This is a genomic window from Stenotrophomonas sp. FW305-C-20-S1, assembly GCF_058783335.1.
The window spans coordinates 43,149-58,004 of the sequence record NZ_JBYTEK010000007.1 but is presented as its reverse complement, the minus strand read 5'-3'; the positions used below and the strand labels follow the sequence as shown (position 1 = coordinate 58,004).

At 66.6% G+C, this 14,856-nt stretch carries 16 protein-coding genes; 4 read left to right on the top strand and 12 right to left on the bottom strand.

Annotated elements, in window-relative coordinates; genetic code table 11:
* Window positions 1–40 precede the first annotated feature (40 nt).
* From AC3WTC_RS05535 to AC3WTC_RS05510, 6 genes are all read right to left on the bottom strand, one after another.
* Window positions 41–298 carry a DUF1799 domain-containing protein gene (locus AC3WTC_RS05535; RefSeq protein ID WP_032978329.1) on the bottom strand — a complete coding sequence of 86 codons (258 nt, stop codon included), beginning with the start codon at window positions 296–298 and terminating at the stop codon, window positions 41–43.
* Between the two features lie 50 nt (window positions 299–348).
* The gene (locus tag AC3WTC_RS05530; RefSeq protein WP_032978191.1) at window positions 349–657 is read right to left on the bottom strand and encodes a phage tail assembly chaperone; all 309 of its coding nucleotides are present in this window, start codon (window positions 655–657) and stop codon (window positions 349–351) included.
* Window positions 657–1,316, bottom strand: a complete 660-nt coding sequence (locus AC3WTC_RS05525; protein ID WP_431601527.1) for a phage tail protein — start codon at window positions 1,314–1,316, stop codon at window positions 657–659. Before AC3WTC_RS05525 ends, AC3WTC_RS05530 begins: the two co-directional genes overlap by 1 nt.
* A 78-nt stretch (window positions 1,317–1,394) precedes the next feature.
* Window positions 1,395–1,751: a tail completion protein gp17 gene (gene gp17, locus AC3WTC_RS05520; RefSeq protein ID WP_032978188.1), complete on the bottom strand. Its 357-nt coding sequence runs from the start codon at window positions 1,749–1,751 to the stop codon at window positions 1,395–1,397.
* 14 nt (window positions 1,752–1,765) lie between these two features.
* The gene (locus AC3WTC_RS05515) at window positions 1,766–2,116 is read right to left on the bottom strand and encodes a head-tail adaptor protein (protein WP_033832778.1); all 351 of its coding nucleotides are present in this window, start codon (window positions 2,114–2,116) and stop codon (window positions 1,766–1,768) included.
* On the bottom strand, window positions 2,113–2,625 hold the full coding sequence (locus AC3WTC_RS05510) for a head-tail connector protein (RefSeq protein WP_032978182.1): 513 nt from the start codon (window positions 2,623–2,625) through the stop codon (window positions 2,113–2,115). The genes AC3WTC_RS05515 and AC3WTC_RS05510 overlap by 4 nt, the downstream gene beginning before the upstream one ends.
* A 382-nt stretch (window positions 2,626–3,007) precedes the next feature.
* On the opposite strand from AC3WTC_RS05510, the gene AC3WTC_RS05505 reads away from it, so the two are divergent.
* Both AC3WTC_RS05505 and AC3WTC_RS05500 read left to right on the top strand, forming a co-directional pair.
* On the top strand, window positions 3,008–3,964 hold the full coding sequence (locus tag AC3WTC_RS05505; protein WP_025875736.1) for a cation diffusion facilitator family transporter: 957 nt from the start codon (window positions 3,008–3,010) through the stop codon (window positions 3,962–3,964).
* Between the two features lie 111 nt (window positions 3,965–4,075).
* Window positions 4,076–4,501 (top strand): organic hydroperoxide resistance protein, encoded by a 426-nt coding sequence (locus tag AC3WTC_RS05500; protein WP_004153735.1) that lies wholly within the window; start codon window positions 4,076–4,078, stop codon window positions 4,499–4,501.
* Window positions 4,502–4,649: 148 nt separating this feature from the next.
* On the opposite strand, the gene mmsB is transcribed toward AC3WTC_RS05500, so the two are convergent.
* Genes mmsB through AC3WTC_RS05475 form a run of 5 tightly spaced genes read right to left on the bottom strand, consistent with a single transcriptional unit; the run spans window position 4,650 to window position 10,196 of the window.
* The gene (mmsB, locus tag AC3WTC_RS05495) at window positions 4,650–5,540 is read right to left on the bottom strand and encodes a 3-hydroxyisobutyrate dehydrogenase (protein WP_492710901.1); all 891 of its coding nucleotides are present in this window, start codon (window positions 5,538–5,540) and stop codon (window positions 4,650–4,652) included.
* On the bottom strand, window positions 5,537–6,712 hold the full coding sequence (locus AC3WTC_RS05490) for an enoyl-CoA hydratase/isomerase family protein (protein ID WP_492710899.1): 1,176 nt from the start codon (window positions 6,710–6,712) through the stop codon (window positions 5,537–5,539). The genes mmsB and AC3WTC_RS05490 overlap by 4 nt, the downstream gene beginning before the upstream one ends.
* On the bottom strand, window positions 6,709–7,506 hold the full coding sequence (locus AC3WTC_RS05485) for an enoyl-CoA hydratase (protein WP_059064019.1): 798 nt from the start codon (window positions 7,504–7,506) through the stop codon (window positions 6,709–6,711). Before AC3WTC_RS05485 ends, AC3WTC_RS05490 begins: the two co-directional genes overlap by 4 nt.
* On the bottom strand, window positions 7,503–8,675 hold the full coding sequence (locus tag AC3WTC_RS05480) for an acyl-CoA dehydrogenase family protein (protein WP_492710897.1): 1,173 nt from the start codon (window positions 8,673–8,675) through the stop codon (window positions 7,503–7,505). The genes AC3WTC_RS05485 and AC3WTC_RS05480 overlap by 4 nt, the downstream gene beginning before the upstream one ends.
* A 15-nt stretch (window positions 8,676–8,690) precedes the next feature.
* Entirely contained in the window at window positions 8,691–10,196 is a 1,506-nt protein-coding gene (locus AC3WTC_RS05475; protein ID WP_492710895.1) for a CoA-acylating methylmalonate-semialdehyde dehydrogenase, read from the bottom strand.
* A gap of 87 nt (window positions 10,197–10,283) precedes the next feature.
* On the opposite strand from AC3WTC_RS05475, the gene AC3WTC_RS05470 reads away from it, so the two are divergent.
* Window positions 10,284–11,678, top strand: a complete 1,395-nt coding sequence (locus tag AC3WTC_RS05470; RefSeq protein WP_170919628.1) for a helix-turn-helix domain-containing protein — start codon at window positions 10,284–10,286, stop codon at window positions 11,676–11,678.
* Between the two features lie 277 nt (window positions 11,679–11,955).
* Window positions 11,956–12,909 carry a DUF1028 domain-containing protein gene (locus AC3WTC_RS05465; protein WP_492710893.1) on the top strand — a complete coding sequence of 318 codons (954 nt, stop codon included), beginning with the start codon at window positions 11,956–11,958 and terminating at the stop codon, window positions 12,907–12,909.
* 49 nt (window positions 12,910–12,958) lie between these two features.
* Here AC3WTC_RS05465 and AC3WTC_RS05460 read toward each other — a convergent pair whose 3' ends face one another.
* Window positions 12,959–14,809 (bottom strand): RpoH suppressor, encoded by a 1,851-nt coding sequence (locus AC3WTC_RS05460; RefSeq protein ID WP_492710892.1) that lies wholly within the window; start codon window positions 14,807–14,809, stop codon window positions 12,959–12,961.
* Between the last annotated feature and the right edge of the window lie 47 nt (window positions 14,810–14,856).

Sequence of the window (14,856 nt, the reverse complement as noted above, 5' to 3'; positions counted from 1 at the left end):
GGAGTCGGGACCGGGCATCGGCGTTGCCGCGATGGCCGGCTCATTCCTGCTGCATCTGCTCCAGGGCAGCGCGTTCGATGACGCGGATGGCCGCCATCACCTCGTCGTACTGGTCGCCATCGAGCGCTTCGCGCTCCAGCTCCCGGTAGACCACGTTGTAATCCAGCCCGATCGGGCCACCTGCGCCGACGCGCCACTGGGTGGCAACCCGCGAAAAGAGTTCGATGGGAAGCACGCACTCCGGCCACAGCTCAACCCGTGGCGGCGGAAAATGCTTGGCCTTCAATCCAAGCTGCATCAGCTCGGACTCGGTGGGGGCCCGCCAGTACAGGGCCCCCACCGCCTCGATCAGTTTCCCTTGCGTGCGACCTGCAGGGCCTGGGTGTAGCCACCGATGATGGCGCCATCCAGGCCGGCCTGCTGCTGCAGGGCCAGCTCGACGCCGGCAGTGTCCAGCGGCACGTCGGCATCCCAATCCACCACGATGTCCAGGATCGCCTGGGCCACGCTCAGCGTGTCATCGCCCAGGCGCTCCAGCAGCTGCGCATAGTCGGCCACCGGCAGGTGCCGGTAGGTCAGATTGAGCTTCTGCTCGCGACCATGACCGATGATGGTCAGGGTGCTCTTGAAGCTCTCTGGCGCCTTTACCTGGAACATCAGGCGCCCTCGACCAGGATGGAGTCGGCCAGCGCGGTGAACGTCGCGGTGGTGCCCATCGGGGTGTTGGCGGCCATCGTCGGGTCGCCGTTGTAGCTCAGGTAACCGTACCAGTACAGCACGTCACCACCGACCAGCTTGGCGCGCAGGATCACCGGTTCGCCCTTGGCGTCGACGTTCTTCAGGGCCGAGTACCACGGCTTCTTCGGATCGTAGAACAGCGGCAGGGTGATGGTCTTGGCGTTCTTGAAGGTCGGCATCTGCACCTGGCGACCGGTCGGGTCCTCCAGCAGGGTGCCGCTCCAGTACTGCTGCTCGCCACCTGCGGTGGTCGGGTCGCCCTGCTGGTCCAGGTCGACGAAGGCACCGGCCTTGCGCAGCACGCCGGCACCGCTGGTGGCGGGGAACAGCACGTTGTCGGTGGTATCGATGCCCAGCAGTTCAACGCTGCCAGCGGCTTCGGCACCGGCGCGGGTGGCGCGGTTGTTCAGGGCCGGCCAACCCGGCAGCTCGATGACCACCACATCGCCGGTGTCGACGCTGTTGGCGGCGACGCTGGCCAGTGCCGGCGCAGCCTTGGAGATCGCGCTGGTGGCGATGGCGGTGGAGACGACCGGTGCGAAGCCGAACTGGGTGCCCTTGGGAAGCTTGAGTGCCATGTTGCATTTCCTCATGTGGATTGAAAAAGACGAAGCCCGGCGTGTGCCGGGCTTCAGGTGGTACGTGGAGCAGTGGAACTACGGGTTGGCGTACCACAGCCCGAAATCGAGCCGTGCGCCGTACTTCCTGAGTGCCGGTTCATGCACGGCAATGGCGGCGCCATAGGATTCAGACTTCGGCAGACCCGCGCAGACCTGATCTTCGATGTCACGGATCAGGGTGTTGGCCTGGGCACGGGTGTCTGCCCAGACGGTCAGCTGCACGCGAGCGTGCTTCTGGTCGGGGATGGACCCTTCGTTGAACCACAGCGCCTGCCCACCCACCTGCTGGTAGACCGCGCAGGGATAGGTGACTCGGTCCGGTGGAACATCCGGGTACAGGCGCCCCTGCAGCAATCCGCCAAGCAGTTGCTGCAACTTCGGTTCGTAACTCATCGCAGTGTCCTCGCTCAGGCGGTTGCAGCCAGCTGTTCGGTGAACAGCACGGCGGTGTGTCGCGTGCCAAGGTCGGGCACCACACCGGTAATATCGAACGCGTGGCCGTCGTGCACGATGCGCATTCCGATGCCAATGCCGGCTCGCTGCGCCGGCGCCAGGCGCACCTGGAAGCGCTGGCGGCGAATCGCTGCGGACAGCCCGCTGTCCAGCTTCACCCGCTGCACCGTGTCGGCACGTTCAAGAGGAATTGCCGCCCACAGATCGGCAACGCTCACCCACGCATCCAGAGGTTGGCCCCAGGCATCGACGCGCCCATCCTGGCGCTCGATGCGGATGCGACGGTTGAAGTGACCGGCGTTCATGGGGTCGCCGCCAGTCGGTAGGGATCGAGCAGTGCGGCGACGCCAAACGGCAGCTCCATCGCGATGGCAGCAGCACCGACCGGTACATCCAAGGCGTGCGTGGAAACCACCACCGCTTCCCGATGCGCATACAGATGGCCCAATAGCAGGCGCACCGCAGCGCGGATGCTGTCGTTGGCCGGCAGGCCCTGCAGCAGCTGCGCGCTGCGTTCGGTGGCCACGGCCAAGCGACGATCAGCGACGTCACGCATGGCCTTGGCCTTGGCCGCGTTGGTCTCGGCATTGGCGGCGGCGACCGCGGCTTCATGCCCGGTCACCGCCGCCGCCATGTCCTGCGGCAACTGGTCCAGCGCCAGATCCAGTGCCGCCTGGTCGGCAAACAGCGCCCGCCGCAGGTAGGCCGACGCCGCGTCGGTCGCCGCGGCCAGCAGGTCGTCCAGAATGGCGTCGTCGTAGTCGCCGTCGATACGGCAGTGCATGCGGCACTGCTCAAGTGTCAGCAGGGGCATCGAATCCTCCTTCGTTGATGGATGTTGGATGCCCCGACCCTGCGCACGCGGCTACGCCGCACGCTGTCATCGAGGACGGTGCGAAAAGGGCAGGGTCGGGGCGGAAACAGAAACGGCCCCACCAGGACTGGCAGGGCCGCAAATACGATGACAAGGCGCCGACGGGCGGCGTAAACGCAAAAAGCCCCCGGCGGTCGCCAGAGGCTTGTATGTCATCGTGGTTGAAAAGATACGCCTGAGGTGTGCACCCGTCAATCCGTAAACCGTCACCAGTCTGGTGACTTTTCCGGGCCCTGCGCCGGTGCAGTCACAGAGGCGAGCGGTGGTCTGGATAGAATGGTGCGGCACCGCTTCCGCGGCGCTTTCCCAGCCGGATTTCTGCATGTCTTCCCGTTCCGAACGTTTCCTCGATCCACGCACCGAGCAGGGTGTGCTGCGGCTGTCCATCGCCGCCTCGCTGCTGCTGGCCGCCGCCGCAGTGGTATTCGGCCTGCTGGCCAATTCGTCGCTGATCATCTTCGATGGCATCTACGGCCTGATCGACGTGGTGATGACGTGGCTGTCGCTGCTGGTCGCGCGGCTGATCGCGCTGTCCACCCAGACCGACGCAGTGCAGTCGCGTTTGAACCAGCGCTTCACCATGGGCTTCTGGCATCTGGAACCGATCGTGCTGGGAGTCAGTGGCACGCTGATGATCGGTGCGGCGTTGTACGCACTGGTCAATGCGGTCGATGCGCTGATGTCGGGTGGGCGACAGATCGCGCTTGGCCCCGCAATCATCTTCGCGGCACTGTCGATCGTGGCTGAAAGCGCGCTGGCCTGGTTCGTGCTGCGTGCGAACCAGCGCATCGGTTCGGAGTTCATCGCACTGGATGCGAAGAACTGGGTGATCGCCGCGAGCATGTCGGCCTGCTATCTGCTGGCCTTCCTCGGTGGCGTGCTGGTGCGTGGCACGTCGCTGGCGTGGGTCGGGCCGTACATCGATCCGGCCATCCTCGCCTTCGTCTGCGTGCTGGTGATGATCGCGCCATTGGGCACGGTGCGGCGCGCGTTGGCCGGCATCCTGCTGGTTACCCCGCCGGAACTGCAGGCGCATGTGGATGCGGTGGCGCGGGCGATTGTTGCAAAGCACGGTTTCGTCGAGCACCGCAGTTACGTGGCGCAGGTGGGCCGTGGCGAGCAGATCGAGCTGTTCTTCGTGGTGCGCGAGGACGATCCGCCGCGGCCCCTGCTGGAGTGGGATCACCTGCGTGACGAGATCGGCGATGCGCTGGGCGAATCGTCGCCGGACCGCTGGCTGACCATCATGTTCACCACCGACCGGGAATGGACGATCTAGGCCGGCAGGACGTTCAGTCAAATTTTTCGGATTTATTGCAACCAACGGTGTGCAGAATCCGGGCAAAGTAAGCTCCAACGCACTACCCACCCACTGACCAGGAGCATCCCGATGTCCATCGAAAAGGTTCTGTACACCGCCCAGGCCACCTCCACCGGCGGCCGTGAAGGCCGTTCCGTCTCGTCCGACAACGTGCTGGACATCCAGCTGTCGACCCCGCGCGAGCTGGGCGGCGCTGGCGGCCCGGGCACCAATCCGGAGCAGCTGTTTGCTGCGGGCTATTCGGCCTGCTTCCTCGGCGCACTGAAGTTCGTCGCCGGCCAGGCCAAGGTCGCACTGCCGGCCGACACCACCGTGACCGGCAAGGTCGGCATCGGCCAGATCCCGACCGGTTTCGGCATCGAAGCCGAGCTGACCATCAACGTGCCGGGCGTGCCGCGCGAGCAGGTGGAAGAGCTGGTGCAGAAGGCGCACATCGTCTGCCCGTACTCCAACGCGACCCGCGGCAACATCGACGTGACGCTGATCGTTGCCTGATGCGGTGATGCCGGCCAGCGGCCGGCACTACCAAGCGGCTGGGCAAAAAAATGGGCGGATGCCGGTCGAAACCGGGCATCCGCCCATCCCACCTTCGTTGTCCCGCAAGGGGGCATGAGGTTGCCGGCCAGCGGCCGGCACTACCAGGTCACTTTTCGCTCGTGATGAGCTGCACGACGCTGGAGAAATCCAGCTTGCCGCGGCCGGCCTGGTGGTTCATCGAGTACAGGTTGCGGGCCACTTCGCCCAGCGGGATCGAGGCGCCGACGCTCATCGCCGCCTCCACCGCCAAGCCCATGTCCTTCAGCATCAGATCGCTGCCGAAGCCGCCGCTGTAACCGCGCGACGCCGGCGCGTTTTCCAGAACGCCCGGCCACGGGTTGCACACTTCGGTGGCCCAGCTGCGGCCGGTGCTGACCGCCATCATCTGCGACAGCACCTTCGGGTCCAGCCCGTGCGCCACGCCCAGGGCGATGGCTTCGCCGGTGACAGCCATGATCACGCCCAGCGCCATGTTGTTGCACAGCTTGGCCACCTGGCCGGCGCCACTGGCGCCCACATGGAAGATGTTCCTGCCCATCGCCTGCAGCACCGGGCGGGCGCGTTCAAGCGCGTCCTCTTCGCCACCGACGATGAAGGTCAGCGTGCCGGCCTGTGCGCCGGCAGTGCCACCGGACACCGGCGCGTCGATCATCTGCAGGCCACGTGCGGCGGCCGCTTCGGAAACCTTGCGCGCGCTGGCCGGGGCAATCGTGCTGCAGTCGATGACCAGCGCACCGGCGGGAATCGCGGCAAGGATGCCGTCATCACCCAGGTACACGCCTTCAACATGGCGACTGGCCGGCAGCATCGAGATCACCACCTCGGCATCGGCCAGGGTCTCGCGTGCCGACGGCGCGGCGCTGGCACCCGCGTCGACCGCCGCCTGCACCGCGGCAGGCACCAGATCGAACACACGTACGGTGTGGCCGTTCTTGACCAGATTGGCGGCCATCGGGCCACCCATGTTGCCCAACCCAATGAATGCAACGCGGCTCATGCAAGGCTCCTTTCAGCGACAGGGGTACCCAGGTCGGCCAGCGGATGCGCGGCATCGGCCCAGGGAGAAGCGAAGAACGTATCGGCCCATGCGCGGTCGGCATCGGCCAGCGTGGCCGGGTTCCACGAGGGATTGCGGTCCTTGTCGATCAGCAGCGCGCGGATGCCTTCAGCAAAATCACCATGCGCAGCGCAATGCAGGGCGGTGATGTATTCCAGCCGGTACACGCTGGCCAGATCCTGGCCGGCGCTGCGGCGCTGCAGTTCGAAGGCCAACCGTGCCGAACCCGGTGCACCGGCGGCAAGGGTCTTCTGTGCGGCCTGCAGCCACGCATCATCGGTCTGCAGGGTACTGATGCGTTCGACGATGGCGGCCAGGTCATCGCCTGCGCACAGCGCATCGACCTGCGTAGCATTGGCCAGCAGCGGGCCGGTAGCCGCATCGCTGGCAAACGACAGCAGCAGCTGTGACAGGCGCTCGTGGTTGCGTGCGGCATCGGTCGACCACGCGACCTGCAGCAGCGCGTCGAACACCGCACTGCGGCGTTCCTCGGCCACATGCACGTCGGCCAGGCCGGCATAGATCGCATCGCCCGGGTTGAGCAGCGCACCGGTCAGGGCCAGGAACAGGCCACCGTTGCCCGGCACGCGCGGCAGCAGCCAGCTGCCACCCACGTCCGGGAACAGGCCCACGGTGATTTCCGGGAAGGCCAGCTTGGAACGCTCGCTGACAACGCGATGGCTGGCGCCGGACATCAGGCCGATGCCGCCGCCCATCACGATGCCGTGGCCCCAGCACAGGATCGGCTTGGCGTAGGTATGGATCAGGTAGTCGACGCGGTACTCGACGTCGAAGAACTCGGCGGCGTAGTCGTTCCCGCGGATATCGTTTTGGCCGGCGTCGCGGTAGGCACGCATGCTCTGGTACAGGCTGTGCAGGTCACCGCCGGCGCAGAACGCCTTCTCACCGGCGCCCTGCAGCACCACCATGGCGATGGCATCGTCGTCGGCCCAGGCATTCAACTGCTTCAGCAGCAGGTGTGCCATCGGCAGCGAGAAGCCATTGAGCGTGCGCGGCGCGTTGAGCGTGGCGATGCCGATGCGTGTGCCATTGCTGGCGGTGCGCTCTTCGAACAGCACCGGTGCGTCATCGGCAGCGGTATCGGTACTCATGCGTTCTTCCACTGCGCGGCGCGCTTTTCAAGGAAGGCACTCACGCCCTCGACCTGGTCGGCAGTGTCGAACAGATCGACGAAGGCCTCGCGCTCGGCCACCAGCGCCGACGCATGGGTGCCGGTGCGGGTGGACTGCACCAACGTCTTGCAGGCGGCAATGCTGGTCGGGCTCTGCTTGCCGGCCTTCTTCGCCCATTCCAGTGCCAGCGCCTTGGCTTCGCCCTTGCCGACCTTTTCTTCGGCAAGACCAATCCGCACGGCGGTTTCGGCGTTGATGCGCTCGCCGAGCAGGATCATGCGCTTGGCCCAACCCTCGCCGACCAGGCGCGGCAGGTTCTGGGTGCCACCGGCGCACGGCAGCAGGCCGACGGTGGCCTCCGGCAGCGCAACCTGGGCGTGGTCTTCGATGATGCGCAGGTCGCAGGCCAGCGCGCACTCCAGGCCGCCGCCCATTGCGTAGCCGTTGATCGCAGCGATCGATACACCACGGAATGCGGACAGCGCCTCGAAGGCTTCGCCGAAACGGCGTGCCGCTTCGCGTGCGGCAGCCTTGTCGCCGGAAGCGAACTGGTTGAGGTCGGCCCCCGCGGAGAAGAACTTCTCGCCATCACCGGTGATCACCAGCGCGTAGATGTCGCGGTCTGCATTGAGTGCGCCCACCAGGTCGCGCAGCGCCGACAGGCTGTGCACGGTCCAGGTATGCGCCGGCGGGTTGTTCAGGGTGACCACGGCGGTGTGGCCATCGGCCTCGACCTTCAGGCCAACGTGCTCCTGGGTACGCCAATCCTTCATCGCAGTTCCTCTTCGGTATTGAGCAGGTGACGGGCAACGATCACCCGCATGATCTCGTTGGTGCCTTCCAGGATCTGGTGCACGCGGCTGTCGCGCAGCAGGCGTTCGATCGGATATTCGCGGATGTAGCCGTAGCCCCCGTGGATCTGCAGGGCTTCGTTGCAGATGGTGAAGCCGGCATCGGTGGCGAAACGCTTGGCCATCGCGCACCACACGTTGGCATCGCTGGCACCGGCATCGAGCTTGCGCGCAGCGGTATGCACCATCTGCCGCGCGGCAACCAGCTCGATGGCCATGTCGGCCAGCTTGAACTGCAGCGCCTGGAATTCGGACAACGCCTTGCCGAACTGGCGGCGCTCGCCCATGTAGCGGCGTGCGGCATCCAGCGCGCCCTGCGCAGCACCCAGCGAGCACGCGGCGATGTTGATCCGGCCACCATCGAGCCCCTTCATCGCCAGCTTGAAGCCGCCGCCTTCCTCTCCCAGAAGGTGGCTGACCGGTACGCGGACGTTTTCGAAGGTGATGCCGCGGGTGGGCTGGCTGTTCCAGCCCATCTTCTCTTCCTTGCGGCCATAGCTGATGCCCGGCAGGTCGGCCGGCACCGCGATCGCGCTGACCCCGCCTGCACCGGCACCGGCACCGCCGGTACGTGCCATCACCACCAGCAGCTCGGTGGCACCGGCGCCGGAAATGAAGGCCTTGGAGCCATTCAACACGTAGAAGTCGCCATCGCGCACGGCGGTGGTCTTCAGCGAGGCTGCATCCGAACCGGCGCCCGGCTCGGTCAGGCAGTACGAGGCCAGTTTGCTGCCAGAAGACAGGTCATTGCCCCACGCATCGCGCAGCGCCGGCTGGCCCCACTTGGAGACCATCCACGAGGCCATGTTGTGGATGCTGATATAGGCCGCGGTCGACGGGTCGACGTTGGCGAGCTCCTCGATGACGACGGCGGCGTCCAGTCGGCTCAGGCCGCTGCCGCCCACTTCCGGGTCCATGTACAGACCGCAGAAGCCCAGTTCACCGGCCTTGGCGATCGCCTCGCGCGGAAAGATGCCCTCCGCATCCCATCGCGCGGCGTGCGGTGCCAGTTCGGCCTGTGCGAAGTCACGCGCCGCTTCGCGGTACGCCTGCTGCGCTTCTTCCTGTTCCGTCGTCATCGAGTGGCTCATGGCTGCTCCCTGCGGTTACTTCAGGCTGATCGTGGTGTTGACGCCATGGCTCAGCGTCTCGTCGTCGAACCAGCGCGCGGTGACGGTCTTGGTCTGCGTGTAGAACAGCACCACCTGCTTGCCGTACGGACCCAGGTCGCCCAGCTTGGAGGCGCGCGAGCCGGTGAACGAGAACAGCGGTACCGGCACCGGGATCGGCACGTTGATGCCGACCTGGCCGACGTCGATGTCTTCCTGGAACCGGCGTGCTGCGGCGCCGGACTGGGTGAACAGCGCGGTGCCGTTGCCGTTCGGGTTGCTGTTGACCATGGCGATGGCCTCATCCAGCGTTTCCGCTTCGAGGATGACCAGCACCGGCCCGAAGATTTCTTCCTGGTAGATGCGCATGTCGGTGGTAACACCGGCAAAGATGGTCGGGCCAACGAAATTGCCCTTCTCGAAACCATCGACCTGCGGCTTGCGGCCATCGAGCACCAGCTTGGCGCCCTGCTCCACGCCCGACGCGATCAGGCCTTCAACGCGATCACGGGCGCTGCAGGAAATGACCGGGCCGACGTCGGTGCCGGCGACCGTGCCACCGCTGACCTTCAGGGTCTTGGCCTTTTCGACCAGGTCCTGCACCCAACCGCGCGCTTCACCGACCAGCACCAGGGTGGAGGCGGCCATGCAGCGCTGGCCCGCCGCACCGAAGGCCGCGCCGACCATCGCATTGAGGGTCTGCTCCTTGTTGGCGTCCGGCAGCACCACGGCGTGGTTCTTGGCGCCCATCATGCACTGCACGCGCTTGCCGGCCAGCGATGCGCGGTTGTACACGTGGGTACCGACGCGGGTGGAACCGACGAACGACACCGCCTTGATGTCCGGGTGGTCGCAGATGGCGTTGACCACTTCTTCGCCACCGTGGACCACGTTCAGCACGCCCTTGGGAATGCCCGCTTCCAGCGCCAGTTCGACCAGGCGCATGGTGACCATCGGGTCCTGCTCGGACGGCTTGAGGATGAAGGTGTTGCCGGTGGCAATGGCCATCGGGAACATCCACAGCGGAATCATCGCCGGGAAGTTGAACGGGGTGATGCCTGCGCACACGCCCAGCGGCTGCATGATCGAGTAGGTGTCCACGCCGTTGGCCACGTTGTTGGCCAGTTCGCCCAGCTGCAGGTTGCCGATGGCGGCCGCGTGCTCGACCACTTCCAGGCCGCGGAACACATCGCCTTCGGCGTCCGGCAGAGTCTTGCCCTGTTCGGCGGTGAGGATGTGCGCCAGCTCGCTCATGTTTTCGCGGATCAGCTGCTGGTACTTCAGGAAGATGCGCGCGCGGATACCGATCGGGGTCTTGCGCCAGGTCTTGAAGGCTTCCTTGGCGGCAGCCACGGCGGCATCGACTTCACCCGTGGTGGCGAACGGCACCTGGGCCAGCACGTCCTGGGTGGCCGGGTTGATCACGTCCTGCCAGTGGGAGGTGGCCGATTCAACGAACTGGCCATCGATCAGCATGCGGATACGGGGCGCTGCAACAGTCATGACGACAATCCACGGGGGGCGAAAGATGCTTGGCATTATTCACAGGCCACACCTCGATTTCCGGCCTGAATCCGCTTAATCTGGCCAATGCCCGTCACGATTCCTGTTAATCCTGTGAATTATTCAGCCCCCCAGCGCCAGCTCGGCCTGCGTCTGCTGCGCCTGCGCGAGCAGCGCGGCTACAGCCAGGCCGACCTTGCCCGCGCCCTGGGGCTGTCGGCCAGCTACCTGAACCAGATCGAGCGCAACAAGCGCCCGCTGACGCCTGCGGTGCAGAAGAAGCTGGGCGAGGTGTTGGGCGATGTTTCCACCCTGTTCGACGACGATGAGCCCGCCGCGCTGCAGGAGTCGCTGGGCGAGACCCTGCGCGATCTGGGCCTGGCCGACGTCAGCGCCACCGAACTTCGCGCGCTGGCCGGCAACCTGCCGCAGGTCAGCCGCGCGCTGCTGGACCTGCACCGACGCCACCTGGCGCTGCGCGAGCATGCCGCCGCGCTGGAATTCCAGTTGGGCGAGCCGGGCGCGGGCAGCACGTTGCCGGCCGGCGACCAGGTGCGCGAGTTCTTCAACCGCATGCACAACCACATCCCCGAGCTGGACGAACTGGCCGAGCAGCTGTTTGCCGAATGGGGGCTGGCGCCGGGACACGTGGCGCCACGGCTGCGCCAGCTGCTGGCCGACCGCCACGGGGTGCTGGTGGAAGTGGCTGCGCTGCAGGCCGGGCGCGAGAAGCGCCAGTACGATGCCGGCAGCCGTACGCTGTGGCTGCCCGACTACCTGGAGCCGGGCCAGCAGGCGTTCCAGATGGCGGTCGAGCTGGCGCTGCGCGGCTACCTGCCGCAGATCGATGCGGTGATCGCGCGCACCGGCTTCACCGACGAGGCCCGCATCGCACAGGCGCGTATCGGCCTGTCCAACTATTTCGCCGGTGCGCTGGTGATGCCGTACATGCGTTTCCTGCGCGCGGCCGAGGCCAGCGGTTATGACATCGAGCTGCTGGCGCATCAGTTCGGTGTGGGATTCGAGGCGGTCTGCCATCGGTTGAGTACGCTGGCACGCCGCAGTGCGCCGGGGCTGCCGTTCTTCTTCATCCGCGTGGACCGCGCCGGCAACGTGTCCAAGCGCCACTCGGCCACCGATTTCCACTTCTCGCAGGTGGGCGGTTCCTGCCCTTTGTGGATCGTCTATGAGGCGTTCAACCAGCCCGGACGCATCCTCACCCAGACCGCGCGCATGCCCGATGGCCGCCGCCATTTCTGGCTGGCACGGCAGGTCAGCAGCGGCCCGGTGGGACACGGCCAGCCACGCAAGACCTTCGCGGTGGCACTGGGGTGTGACCTGCAGCATGCCGATCGGCTGGTGTATTCGCTGGGGCTGGACGTGCAGAGCCCGGGCAATTCGGTGTCGATCGGGCCGGGCTGCCGGGTGTGCCCGCGCGAGGACTGCATGCAGCGCGCGTTTACCCAGTTGCCGGGGCGGTAGGGGGCGGCCCGGCAGGGCTGCGCCCTGCACCTGCTTCAATCCAAGGCAACAGCAAAAGCAACAGCGGGCATTCCGTGGGATGGCGGGGTGGCATGGCCTGCTTTTGGTGGGTGTCGACCTTGGTCGACACGGTAGATCCACGCCATGCGTGGATGCTCTTCGACGAATTGTCGAAATATTCGATTTCGATGGGGATTCATCCACGCATGGCGTGGATCTACTAAACCTTCCGCGCGTAGGCTGCATCCCATTGCATTGCCTGCCCTGGAGATGCCCCATGTGCCTGTTGCGTTCTTGCCTGGCCTTGCTGCTCGCTGCTGTCGCTGCACCGGCATGGGCGACCTTTTCCATTGCCGCCTGCAACGAAGCCGGTGACTGCGGGGTGGCTGTCGCCACGCACAACCTCGCCGTCGGCGGTGTCGGCGTGCCGTGGGCGCAGGCGAAGGTCGGCGCGGTCGCCAGCCAGTTCGAAACCAACCCGACCTACGGCTCGAAGGGGCTGGCGCTGCTGGCCGAAGGTCGCACGCCGGCACAGGTGCTCAAGCAGTTGCTGGACGAGGATGGCGACTTCGATGGCACCACCATCGCCGAGCGCCAGGTCGGGCTGGTCAGTGCGCGAGGCGGCAACGCGCAGTACACCGGCGCGACCGCGCAGCGGGCCGATTGGGCCGGTGCCGTTGGCGAGGGCAAGGTGAGCGTGCAAGGCAACGGACTGGCCGGGCCGGACGTGCTGGCGGCGATGCAACGCGCGTTTACGACCACCCACGGTGCGCTTGCCGCGCGCCTGCTGGCAGCGCTGGAAGCGGGACAAGCGGCGGGTGGACAACGCAGCGGGCAATGGTCGGCGGCATTGCTGGTGCGCACGCCTGGCGGCGACTGGCAGGACACCGACCTGCGCGTGGATGCCGATCCGCGTGCCGTGGCGCGCCTGCGCGAGCTGTACGACATGCGGCTTTCGAATGAAGCGATCATCCGCGCCGAGCAGCAGTGGGAACAGGGCGACGTGGCCGGCGCACGTGCGTCGCTGGCCACCTCGCTGGCGCTGGCGCATGGCTGGGACCGGACATGGGCACGCGCGGCGCGGCTGGCGATGTCGCAGGGTGAAACCGCATTGGCCCGCGAATACCTGGCGGGATTGCGCGCGCTCAACCCGGGATGGGTGAAGCAGGAATTGGCCTTGCCGTTGTATGCGCCATTGCGCGGCGATGCAGTGGTCGAGGCGTGGCGATAGCCAACGGTAGCGCCGGGCCATGCCCGGCGAGCGCAGCGGCGCACCGCGATCAATAGATCGGCGTCACCTTCATCTGTGGCAACGGCCGTGGCGAGCCGTCGGTGAGGTCGGGGCCAAGGTCATCCCAGCTGCGGCCCTGCTCCACCATCAGCCCCCACAGCTGCTGCGACGCCAGCCGCTTGTCTTCCGAACCCAGCTTGTACGACGGCGGTGGCGGCGTGCCGGTGGCCACCATCGCATAGGCCGCGCGATAGGCCAGCACCTGCTGCGCCGGATCATCGGTGCGCGATATCTCCAGCGTGTAGCGCTGGTAAGCCGAGGCCAGGTTGCGCCAACGAATCCAGTAATGGTTCTCGAACGAGAACGAACAGAAGCGCGCACCGGCGAGGCTGCCCTTGTCGGCGATGCGGGTCAGCACCTCCTGCGGCATGTCCAGGTTCATGCCACCCTCGTCGCCCTGCAGACTCACATGCACGATGCGGTCGCGATACCCCGGAGCACGCGCCTGCAGCAGGTCGCGCCAGTTCTGCATGGTAGCCACCACCGCGAACAGGAAGCGGCCCAGCTCACCGGCCGCCAGCGGCGTGGCGATGGACTGGTAATGTCGCTGCCATCCATGCCGGTTTTCGGTGGGAAGGAACACCGCGCGTTCCAGCGCCTGGCGGTTGTCGCTCTCGCGCACCACCGGCTCGGGGCGTTGCGGATAGACCAGGTTGATGGCGAAGGTCGGCCAGCGCGGCAGTGCGGCATCGAACAGGTGGATCGGGAAGTTGCTGCTGATGCCGCCGTCGGAGAACCAGCACACCCGGAACGCGGTGATCACCGGACCACAGCCCTGGCCCGCGCTGGTCAGCCCTTCCATGCTGTCGGCCACGTTGTGTCCGGCCTCTCCTGCAGCCGTCGACGTCGGCTCGCAGCGACGTTCGCGACGCGAGGGCTCATGCAGCGGCACCGCGCTGATCAGCAGCGGGAAGCTGAGGCTCATGCGCGTGGCCACCAGTACCGGCAGCGACGCGCCCTGCGGCAGATGGTAGTAGTTGCGGCCTTCAACCTCGCGCGGTGGGCCGGCACGGTCGACCATCCACTGCACCACACTGGCCGGGAACAGCTGCTCGAACTCCTCGCGCAGGAACCAGAACTGCGCCCCGCCCAACGGCAGCGTGCGCGGTTCGTTGTGCGATACGCAGGTGGTGATCATCTGCAGGGTGATCGCATGCGGGCTATCCGGTTCGCCTGCATAGCGCGGCGCGTCGTGCAGATCGGCGAAGGTCAGCGGTGCATCCATCGGCTTGCCCGACAGCTGCTGCAGGCTTTCATGCAACCACTCGGTCAGCGCCGGCCTGCCTGCACTGCGGCTAAGCCCGCTGCACAGGCCCAGCAGGTTGCGCCGCGCCACCCGAGCCACGCGCAGCGCAGCGGCGGCCACGCCTGCGCCGTAGGCACACAGCAGCGACGGCAGCAGGGTCGCCGCCACGCCGCTCCAGCCACCGCCCCACCAGCCCAGGCCGAGCAGCAGTGCCAACGACACCAGCACTTCCAGCGGCGCGATCTGGAACACCGCGATGGCCAGGCACAGCAGCTTGCGTGGCCAGCCGGCGTTGCCGGTCAGCACCACCAGCAACCGATACGCAGCGCGCGCGCCGGCGGCAGGCTGGAACAGGCTGTAGATGAATCCACGCCGCGACAGCTGCGCCGACACCGCCGACAGGCCGCCATAGCCGGCGTCGCCAGGCAGCTGTTCGCCCCGTTGCTGGTGGCGGTCGCCATATGCCGCAGCGGCGGCCACGGCAGCGGCGATCGCACCGGCCGAAGTGCCGCCGATGCTCTTGAAACGGTATTCGCGGGCCAGTGCGAGCACCGCGTTGGGATACACGATGCCGCTGGTGATGCCGCCTTTCATGACCAGATCGCAGTACTTCGCCGCCACGAGCCACCTCCCGTCTGTCG